Source organism: uncultured Campylobacter sp. (assembly GCF_937890585.1).
Classification (GTDB): Bacteria; Campylobacterota; Campylobacteria; order Campylobacterales; family Campylobacteraceae; genus Campylobacter_A.
On sequence record NZ_CALACG010000162.1, the window covers coordinates 1 to 9,075 of the forward strand.

11 protein-coding genes are annotated in these 9,075 nt (G+C 39.4%); 6 read left to right on the plus strand and 5 right to left on the minus strand.

Annotated elements, in window-relative coordinates:
- A partial coding sequence (locus Q0296_RS04760; protein WP_298037219.1) for a cupin domain-containing protein occupies positions 1 to 815 on the plus strand: 815 nt, incomplete at its 5' end.
- Complete coding sequence (locus Q0296_RS04765; protein ID WP_298037226.1) at positions 812 to 2,122, plus strand: sugar transferase; 1,311 nt, start codon at positions 812 to 814, stop codon at positions 2,120 to 2,122. The genes Q0296_RS04760 and Q0296_RS04765, both read left to right, overlap by 4 nt.
- 53 nt (positions 2,123 to 2,175) lie before the next feature.
- Here the strand turns inward: Q0296_RS04765 and Q0296_RS04770 are convergent, their stop codons facing one another.
- The 4 genes from Q0296_RS04770 to Q0296_RS04785 all read right to left on the minus strand — a co-directional run bounded on the left by Q0296_RS04770 (position 2,176) and on the right by Q0296_RS04785 (position 5,172).
- Complete coding sequence (locus Q0296_RS04770; RefSeq protein ID WP_298037229.1) at positions 2,176 to 3,033, minus strand: cysteine ABC transporter substrate-binding protein; 858 nt, start codon at positions 3,031 to 3,033, stop codon at positions 2,176 to 2,178.
- Between the two features lie 91 nt (positions 3,034 to 3,124).
- On the minus strand, positions 3,125 to 3,862 hold the full coding sequence (locus Q0296_RS04775; RefSeq protein ID WP_298037232.1) for an amino acid ABC transporter ATP-binding protein: 738 nt from the start codon (positions 3,860 to 3,862) through the stop codon (positions 3,125 to 3,127).
- Position 3,863: 1 nt separating this feature from the next.
- Positions 3,864 to 4,532 (minus strand): amino acid ABC transporter permease, encoded by a 669-nt coding sequence (locus Q0296_RS04780; RefSeq protein WP_002940426.1) that lies wholly within the window; start codon positions 4,530 to 4,532, stop codon positions 3,864 to 3,866.
- Positions 4,519 to 5,172 carry an amino acid ABC transporter permease gene (locus Q0296_RS04785; protein WP_298037239.1) on the minus strand — a complete coding sequence of 218 codons (654 nt, stop codon included), beginning with the start codon at positions 5,170 to 5,172 and terminating at the stop codon, positions 4,519 to 4,521. Before Q0296_RS04785 ends, Q0296_RS04780 begins: the two co-directional genes overlap by 14 nt.
- Positions 5,173 to 5,281: 109 nt before the next feature.
- Between Q0296_RS04785 and Q0296_RS04790 the strand changes: the two genes are divergently transcribed.
- From Q0296_RS04790 to Q0296_RS04805, 4 genes are read left to right on the plus strand one after another with little or no spacing between them, the layout of a single operon-like run.
- Positions 5,282 to 5,527, plus strand: coding sequence for a hypothetical protein (locus Q0296_RS04790; protein WP_009293649.1), 246 nt, complete (start codon positions 5,282 to 5,284; stop codon positions 5,525 to 5,527).
- On the plus strand, positions 5,524 to 6,492 hold the full coding sequence (locus tag Q0296_RS04795) for an agmatine deiminase family protein (RefSeq protein WP_298037243.1): 969 nt from the start codon (positions 5,524 to 5,526) through the stop codon (positions 6,490 to 6,492). Before Q0296_RS04790 ends, Q0296_RS04795 begins: the two co-directional genes overlap by 4 nt.
- A 2-nt stretch (positions 6,493 to 6,494) precedes the next feature.
- Positions 6,495 to 7,421 carry a cation diffusion facilitator family transporter gene (locus Q0296_RS04800; RefSeq protein ID WP_298037244.1) on the plus strand — a complete coding sequence of 309 codons (927 nt, stop codon included), beginning with the start codon at positions 6,495 to 6,497 and terminating at the stop codon, positions 7,419 to 7,421.
- Position 7,422: 1 nt separating this feature from the next.
- The gene (locus Q0296_RS04805) at positions 7,423 to 8,295 is read left to right on the plus strand and encodes a carbon-nitrogen hydrolase (protein WP_298037252.1); all 873 of its coding nucleotides are present in this window, start codon (positions 7,423 to 7,425) and stop codon (positions 8,293 to 8,295) included.
- A 26-nt stretch (positions 8,296 to 8,321) separates the two neighbouring features.
- Here Q0296_RS04805 and Q0296_RS04810 read toward each other — a convergent pair whose 3' ends face one another.
- Positions 8,322 to 8,987 carry a phosphate ABC transporter ATP-binding protein gene (locus Q0296_RS04810; RefSeq protein ID WP_298037256.1) on the minus strand — a complete coding sequence of 222 codons (666 nt, stop codon included), beginning with the start codon at positions 8,985 to 8,987 and terminating at the stop codon, positions 8,322 to 8,324.
- Positions 8,988 to 9,075 lie beyond the last annotated feature (88 nt).

Consider the following 9,075-nt stretch of genomic DNA (forward strand, 5'->3'; position numbering starts at 1 on the left):
TGTTTAAAGTGGGAGTTTTTTTAAGTGAATTAAAAAGGCAAAGTCCTAAAATTTATGAAGCTTGCGTTCAGGCATATAAAAACTCTATGACTGAAAATTCTATTAGAATCAAACTAGAGGATATGCAAGAAATTCCTGAAGATAGTATAGACTATGCTGTTATGGAACACACTAGTCTTGCTAAAGTGGTTTCGGCAGATATTGGCTGGAGTGATCTTGGAAGTTTTGATAGTCTTGATGGGGAGCTACCTAAGGATATGAATGGCAATACCATAAGCGAGAAAAGTATTGCTTTAAATTCTAAAAATAATCTTATTATAAGTTCGGATCGCATGATTGTCACTATCGATGTTGAGGATCTTGCTATTGTGGATACTAAGGATGCGTTGCTTGTATGTAAAAAGGGGTCTAGTCAAAAAGTAAAGCAGGTGGTTAAAGAGTTAAAGGACTGTGAATTAACACATATGCATGTGACAGCACATCGTCCATGGGGCAGTTACACAGTACTTGAAAATGAGTTTGGTTACAAAATCAAACGCATCGTAGTAAAGCCTGGCAAGCGATTGTCGTTGCAAAAGCACTTTCACCGTAATGAGCACTGGATCGTTATTAATGGCACTGCAACTGTAACTATAGGGGAGCGGAATTTTTTACTGCATGAAAATGAATCAACGTTTATTAGAAAAGGTGAGGTCCATCGTCTTGCAAACAATGGAAAAATTCCAGTTGTGTTAATTGAGGCTCAAGTGGGAGACTATACTGGTGAAGATGATATTGTTAGAATTGAAGATGATTTTAGTAGAGAAAGCATATGAAACAAAAATTAAGTACTTTTGTAATTTTAGTAATTGATGTTTTTGGTGTTTGGTTAAGTTTTGGAATAGCTATAATTTTTAAGAACCTATTGTATGGTGATTATATCTTCTCAGATATAGGAAAATATCAAGGATTGGTATCTTCCTATTTAATAATGGTACTTTTATTATTATACCATGGGGTTTACACTAGAAGATATGATTTTTGGCATGAGAGCAGAATACTTGTAAAAAGTTGTTTTTTTACATTTTTGTTAAGTTTTGCTTTTCTTGCGTCTATAAAAATAAATTATGATTTTTCACGTATAAGTTTATTTTTTAGCTTTACGATAATGGCTGCTATTTTGCCTATTTTAAAGTTGGTAACTAAAAAAATACTATATCGATTTGGTATGTGGCAAAAAAAAGCCAAAATTATAGGGGAAAATAATGACTTTGAATTACAAATTTTTTCAAATCATTATTTGGGATATATCAAAACAAACGATGAAAGTTATAAATCACTTTTTATAGGAGAAGTTGGTATAGATGCATCTAGCTTAAATAGATTGATTGAACAAAACATAAAAGAAAATAAAGAAATAATGTTTTCGCCAATTCTTCAGGGATATGATTTTACACAAGCTCACATTTATAATATGTTTAATTCTAGAATTAGCTTTATTGCGTTACAAAATTCGCTTCAAAATAGATTGAAAACCACATTGAAAAGAGCTTTGGATATATTTTTAATAATGCTAGCGCTTCCGTTATTGATAATTATATTTTTAGTTGTTGCTTTAATAATAAAACTTCAAGAGCCAAATGGACGAGTATTTTTTTCACATAAAAGAATGGGCTTTGAAGGAAAGCCTTTTGGTTGTCTTAAATTTAGGTCAATGAAAGAAAATAGTGATGAAATCTTAAGACAATATCTTAAGGAAAACCCACAAGAAAATTTATATTTTGAAAAATATCATAAATATGAAAGGGATCCTAGAATTACAAAGTTTGGAAATTTCATTAGAAAAACATCTCTTGATGAACTTCCTCAACTCATTAACGTTTTCAAAGGCGAAATGAGCATAGTCGGTCCTCGTCCTTGCGCTGAATACGAAAGAAAAGATATGGGTGAGTTTGCTGATCTTATACTGGCTGTTAAACCAGGTATTACAGGGATTTGGCAAGTAAGTGGTCGAAGTGATGTTGATTTTGCAACTCGTGCCAAAATGGATGCATGGTATATGAAAAACTGGTCTATTTGGTATGACATAGTTATAATTATTAAAACCTTTGGGGTGGTTTTATCTCGCAAAGGTGCAAGCTAATATTATTAATTTTCTATATTAAATTTAATGGCGTAAAGATTACGCCATTAAATTTAGATTTTGCCGCCTTCGACGACAAGTGATTCAGGATTTACGCTGTCGCCATAGATTGGTTTTAACGTTGCGTCATAGTCTTTGTGGAAGAAATTTTCTTTTCCAAGCTCGATGATCTCGTTATTTAGCCACTCAAGCAAGGCTTTGTTACCTTTTTTAACAGCTGGAGCTATCACATCCACGTCGCCAAGCGCTTCAACGCCTACTACAAAGCCAGGAGTCTCTTTCGCCCAGGCAAAAAGCAGGGCGTTATCATGCGCTAGAGCCGCACCTCTTTTATCAACCAAAGCTGCGAAAGTTTCGGTGTTTTGATCATACTTTAAAAGCTTGATATCAGGATAATTTTTTGTAAAAAATGCGTCCGCTGTTGTGCCTTTATTGACGATCAAGGTTTTATCTTTTAGCTCATCAATGCTCTTTATCACAGCGCCCTCTGGGCTAACGATACCAAGTGAGACCTTCATATATGGAAGCGCAAAATCAACAACTTGCGCGCGCTCAGGCGTCTTTGTGAAATTTGCAAGCGTGATATCGACCTTGTCAGCTGTGAGCACTTCAACCCTGCCAGCAGCTTCTACTAGCTCAAATTTGACCTTGCTCTCATCACCAAGCAGGTCTTTTGCGATGCGTTTTGCAAAATAGATGTCATAGCCTTGGTTTTTGCCGTCTTTATCGACGTAGCCAAATGGCGGTTTGTCGCTAAAAACACCAACTCTTACATATCCACGCTCTTTGATCTTTGCGATAGCGTCAGCTTGATTTGAAGCGGCCGCTTTGTCCGCACCTTTGTCATCACCACAACCCGTTAGAAAGACGGTAGCGACTAATGCTAATAAGAAAAATTTAAATTTTCTCACTCTTTCTCCTTTAGAAAAATTTAGTAAATAAGAGCGGTTAAATCTCGCTCTAAACGCATTTTGAAAACAGGCAAATTATCTCTTATTTTTTCTAAAACGAGAATAAATTTAGAAATTTCTTCGCGCGATCGCTCTTTGGATTAGTAAAAAACTCCTCTGGCTCGCTGATCTCCACGATCGCTCCAGCGTCCATAAATACGATCTTATTTGCAACCGCTCTTGCAAAGCTCATCTCGTGGGTGACTATTAGCATCGTCATGCCATCTTTGGCTAAATTTAGTATCACATCAAGCACTTCTCTAACGATCTCTGGATCAAGTGCAGCCGTAACCTCGTCAAATAGCATGATCTCAGGGTTTAAACAAAGACTTCTAACGATGGCTATGCGCTGCTTTTGACCGCCGCTTAGCTCCTTTGGATAGGCAAATTTCTTATCAAGTAGCCCAACCTTGCTTAGCCACATATCAGCCGTCTTTTCAGCCTCGGCCCTATCTCTTTTTTGCACCTTTAAAGGCCCAAGAAGGACGTTATCGATGACGTTCATATGATCAAACAGCTCGTAGCTTTGAAAGACCATGCCGACCTTTTGGCGGATCCTTTGCCACTCTTTAAATTTAGCATCTATCATCTCGCTGTCTATGATGATCTCGCCGCTTGCTATGCTCTCAAGGCCGTTTATGCACCTAAGTGTTGTGCTCTTGCCACATCCCGATGGTCCAAGAAGTACGACCACTTCGCCACTTTTAACCTCTAAATTTATATCTTTTAAAGCGTGAAGCTCTCCATAAAATTTATTTAAATTTTTAAGTTCTAAGATATTTTTGCTCATTTTAGCTCCATTTTTCTTCTAGTTTTTTTGATAGTTTTGAGACTGGATAGCAGATCGCAAAATATAAAAAGAATATGAGCGTGTATATCCAAAATGGCGCCATAGGATTTGTAAATACATTTCGCTCGATGATCTGCTGGCCGACTTTGACCACCTCTACAACGCCGATTAGAACGACGATAGAGGTCGTTTTTATCATACGGCTTAGTAAATTTACAGCTCCAGGCACCAGCCTTCTAGTAGCAAGCGGGATGATGACATAAAAGTAAATTTGAAATTTGCTAAGTCCTAGCGAGGCGGCTGACTCAAACTGGTGCTTTGGTATCGAGGTGATCGCTCCTCGCACGATATCCATCATCTCAAAAACGCCCCAAAGGCTAAAGACGATGAGCGAGGCGGTAAATGCCGAGATATGCAGCCCAAAAGCCTTGCTAACGCCAAAGTAAAATAAAAATAACCAGACGATCTGAGGCATGATACGAACGATCTCGAGGCAAATTTTTAAAATAAGATAGATAAATTTGTTTTTCATGCTCATCAAAACGCCAAGGATTAGGCCACCGATGACGGAGATGATGATAGAGATGAGTGAAATTTCGGTGCTTACCACAAGACCTTCAAGCAGCCTTAGTAAATTTTGTGTGTCAAATAATATACTAACTCCTTGCATTTCTCACCCTTTTTTCAACGTAGCTAAGCGCCAGCGAGACTGGCAAGATGATGACAAGATAGCTAATAACCAGCATAAAAAGCGCCTCATCTGTCTTGTAGTAAAGTCCGATGAGATCCTTTGCGACATAGACTAGATCAGCAAGCGCTACGATACTAACGATGCTTGTCTCTTTTAGTAAAAATATGACGTTTGCACTGATGCTGGGAAGTGCCACGCTAAAGGCCTGTGGCAAGATGACATATCTTAGGAGCTGGTTTTTACTAAGTGCGATGCTAAGTCCTGCTTCTATCTGCGACCTTCTAACCGCCTCAAAGCCAAGTCTAAAGCTCTCGCTCATATAGCTGCCACCAAGAAAGCTAAGCCCAGCGACCGCACAGGCAAAGCCGCTCATAGACACTCCAAGCTTTGGCAGGCCGTAGTATAAAAAGAAGAGCTGGATAAGAAGCGGTGTGTTTCTTGAAAGCTCAACGTAGCAATCAACGAGCTTTGAGAGAAATTTTAGCTTGTAAAATTTCACAGCCATGCAAAAAATGCCTATCAAAATAGAAAAAACGATCCCCAAAAAGGCGATCTGGCAGGTGAGAATCCCAGCCTTTACAAAAAGGGGGTAAAATTTCTCAATAAACTCAAAATCCATAAACTTTAATCCAATCTGAAAAATGGAGTTATTTTATCCCATAATCATAAATTTAAAACTAATTAGATATGATCACGCTTTAAATTTAAGCTTACAAAAAGGATAAAATTTGATCGATCTTTTTCAGATCATCGGTTTTTTAGGGATGATTTGCATCGTGATGGGTTACTTTTTACTTCAGATCGGTCGCCTAAATAGCCGCGATCTAGCCTATCAAATAATAAATTTAGTAGGCGCAGTGCTACTTATAATCTCGCTTTTTGTGCATTTTAATCTCGGTTCATTTTTGATAGAGGTCTTTTGGATAATCATTACGATTTATGGAATTTATAAAATTTACAAGGAGAGAGCGTGAGAGCGTATGCAGAGTGGGAAGAGCAGGAGCTTTTGTTTTTATCGCTACCACATAGTAAGAGCGACTGGGAGCCTTATTTAGAGGAGATTTTGGCGGGCTATGAGGAGCTCGTGGCTGCTGTTACACCCTTTGAAAAGGTGGTGCTCATCTGCCCTGATGAGGCAAATTTCGCTAGGTTTAAGAAATTTAAAAATGTTGAGTTTGTTAAGCTTGAAACTGATGATACTTGGATCAGAGATTACGGTATGATCGACGTTTGCACCAAAGACGGTGTAAAGAGCTATGACTTTAAATTTAACGCTTGGGGCGGTAAATTTAAGAGCTCAAAAGATGATGCGATAAATTTAGAGCTAGCTAAAATTTACAAAACCAAGCTTGAGCCTGTTGATATGATACTAGAGGGCGGAAGCGTCGAGTTTAACGGAGATGGCGTGCTTTTAACCACCTCAAAATGCCTGCTAAATGAAAATAGAAACAAAGCACTTAGCAAAGAGCAGATTGAGGAGAAGCTTAAAAATTTATTTGGCTTAAAGCGTATCATCTGGCTTGAAAATGGCTTTATAAAAGGCGATGACACAGATAGCCACATCGACACTTTAGCTCGCTTTATCACGCCTGATACTATTGCTTACGCAGCTTGCGATGACAAGAGCGATGAGCACTTTGATGAGCTAAAAAGGATGGAGGATGAGCTTAAAAAAACTGGCTTTAAGCTGCTTGCTCTGCCGCTTCCTAAGCCTAAATTTTATGATGGCAAAAGGCTTGGCTGCACATACGCAAATTTTATCTTTATAAATGGCGCGCTAATCGTGCCAACATATAATGACGAAAACGATGAAAAGGTGCTAAATTTACTTGCCAAGGCACTGCCAGACAGAAAGATCATCGGTGTAAATTCACTAGTTTTTGTCCGTCAAAATGGCTCGCTTCACTGCTCAAGCCAAAATAGATACAAAAGGGACTAAACTTGTCAAGTCCGTTTGATTATGAGTTTAACCGCATAAATAAGCAGGAATGCACGCAGGGCGAAAATAAGGCTGTTATCGCAGCTGGAGCTTGTGCCTTTTTGCTTGCACTTGTAAAATTTGCAGCTGGGCTTTTTAGCGGCTCAGTCGCTGTGCTTGGCTCGGCGATTGATTCAATGCTTGATTTTATTGTCTCGCTTTTAAATTTATTTGCGCTTAGAAAGTCAAGAAAGCAAGCTGATGAGAGATTTAACTTTGGCTACACAAAGCTAGAGGCGTTAGCAGCGCTATTTGAGTGTGTCATCATCGTTGTGGCTGCTGGATATATATTTTATGAGAGCGTTAAGAAATTTAGCGAGCCAAATTTAGAGATAGACCTTGGCTTAAGCCTTGGTGTGATGGTCTTTTCGGTCGTAGTGACGCTAGCTTTGGTACTATTTTTAAACCAAATTTCTAAAAAAAGTGGCAACCTTATCATAAAAGCAGACGCGCTGCACTATAAGATCGACCTTTTTAGCAACCTAGCAGTCATCATCTCGCTTCTTATCATTAAATTTAGCGGATTTGTGATGATAGATGCGATCTTTGGCATCGTGATAAGTGGCTACATCGCTCAAAGCGCGATCAGTCTTGGCAAAGACGCCCTTGGTGTCTTGCTAGATCACGCAGCAAGCCCTGAGGTCACAGCTGAGATCATCAAGATGATAAAGGCAAAGAAGAGAATTTCAGACTTTCACTACCTAAACACAAGACAGAGCGCAAATACCATATTTTTAACGATGCATTTAGTTTTTGACAAAGATATCTCGCTTTACGATGCGCACGAAGTGGCCGAATCGCTTGAAGCTGAGATAAGAGAGAAATTTAAGGATTTTTCGTGGCAGATAACCACGCATTTAGACCCATACAACGACAAAGAAGGGAAATGAGATGAAAGTAGCACTACTTCAACAAGAATTTAAAGGCACAAAAGAGGCAACTATCGCAAAGACGCTTGAGCTAATAGCTGAGGCAAAAAAAGGTGGCGCTGATCTCGTGGTCTGCCAAGAGCTGCACCAGACGCAGTACTTTTGCAAAAGCGAGGATACAAATTTCTTTGATCACGCAAACGACTGGCAAGAGGATGTCGCTTTTTGGGGCAGGGTGGCTAAGAAAAACGGCGTAGTTTTAGTCACTTCGCTCTTTGAAAAGAGGGCTGACGGACTTTATCACAACACAGCTTTTGTCTTCGAGCGTGACGGCAGTGTGGCTGGCAAATACCGAAAAATGCACATCCCTGATGACCCTGGATTTTACGAGAAATTTTACTTTACACCAGGCGATATCGGCTTTGAGCCTATTGAAACTAGCCTTGGCAAACTTGGCGTTTTGGTTTGTTGGGATCAGTGGTATCCAGAAGCAGCAAGGCTCATGGCGCTAAAAGGGGCGAAAATTCTCATCTATCCAACGGCTATTGGCTGGTTTGAGGGCGATAGTGAGGATGAAAAATCAAGACAGCTTGAAGCGTGGGTGGCAGTGCAAAGAGGCCATAGCGTGGCAAATGGCTTGCCAGTGGTCGCAGTAAATCGTGTGGGCTTTGAAAAAGATGATAGTGGCGTGATGGATGGGATTAAGTTTTGGGGAAATAGCTTTGTTTACGGCCCACAAGGCGAGCAGCTTTTCCGTGCAGATAGCCATAGCGAGCTTTGCAAGATCGTTGAGATAGATATGAAAAGAAGTGAAGAAGTTCGCAGAATTTGGCCATTTTTACGTGACCGCAGGATCGATGCCTACGCAAATATCACAAAGAGATTTATCGACTAAATTTAAAGCTAGAATTTCTAGCTCTTTTAAAATGTAAATTTCTTATCCACTATGCGGACTATCCTGCCGCCAAGCCTCTTTGCCTGCTCTTCGTTGTGTGTGGTGATGATGATCGTATATCTTTGCGACAGGCTTTTTAAAAGCTCCTCTACGATCAAGACATTTTTCATATCAAGCGATGAGCATGGCTCATCAAGCATAAGCACTTCAGGCTTTGTAGTTAGCATCCTTGCTATGCAAAGTCTTTGCTTTTGACCGCCTGAGAGTTTGCTAGCTGGCATATCAAGGTCATTTATCTCATCAAGTAAATTTACGCTTTTAAGCAGCTCCTCTACTCTTTTTTGCTTATCTTTTATGCTGCCCTCGTAAAATTCCATCGCATAGGTCAAATTTCTCTCGACGCTAAAAGGAAAGAGCATGGCGTCTTGAAAGAGTATGGCTAGCTTTCGTCTTAGCCAAATTTCGTCTTTGGTTTTGATATTTTCGCCTTTAAATAAAATTTCTCCACTATATCTGCCGCCTTTTTGCTCCAAAAAGCCATTTAGCGCTGAAAGAAATGTCGATTTACCACATCCTGAGCTGCCCATTAGGCAGATGATCTCGTTTTGAGCGACGTTTAAATTTAGATCTTTTAAAATTTCATTCTCTTGGTAAAAGATACTAAGATCTTTTATGTTTAAAATATCTGGCAATTTTCTCTCCTATATCAAATAAAACTACGGCTGAAAGCAGGTGCAAAATGATAAGTATAAAAATGAGCACAAGCGCCGTGGCGTAGGC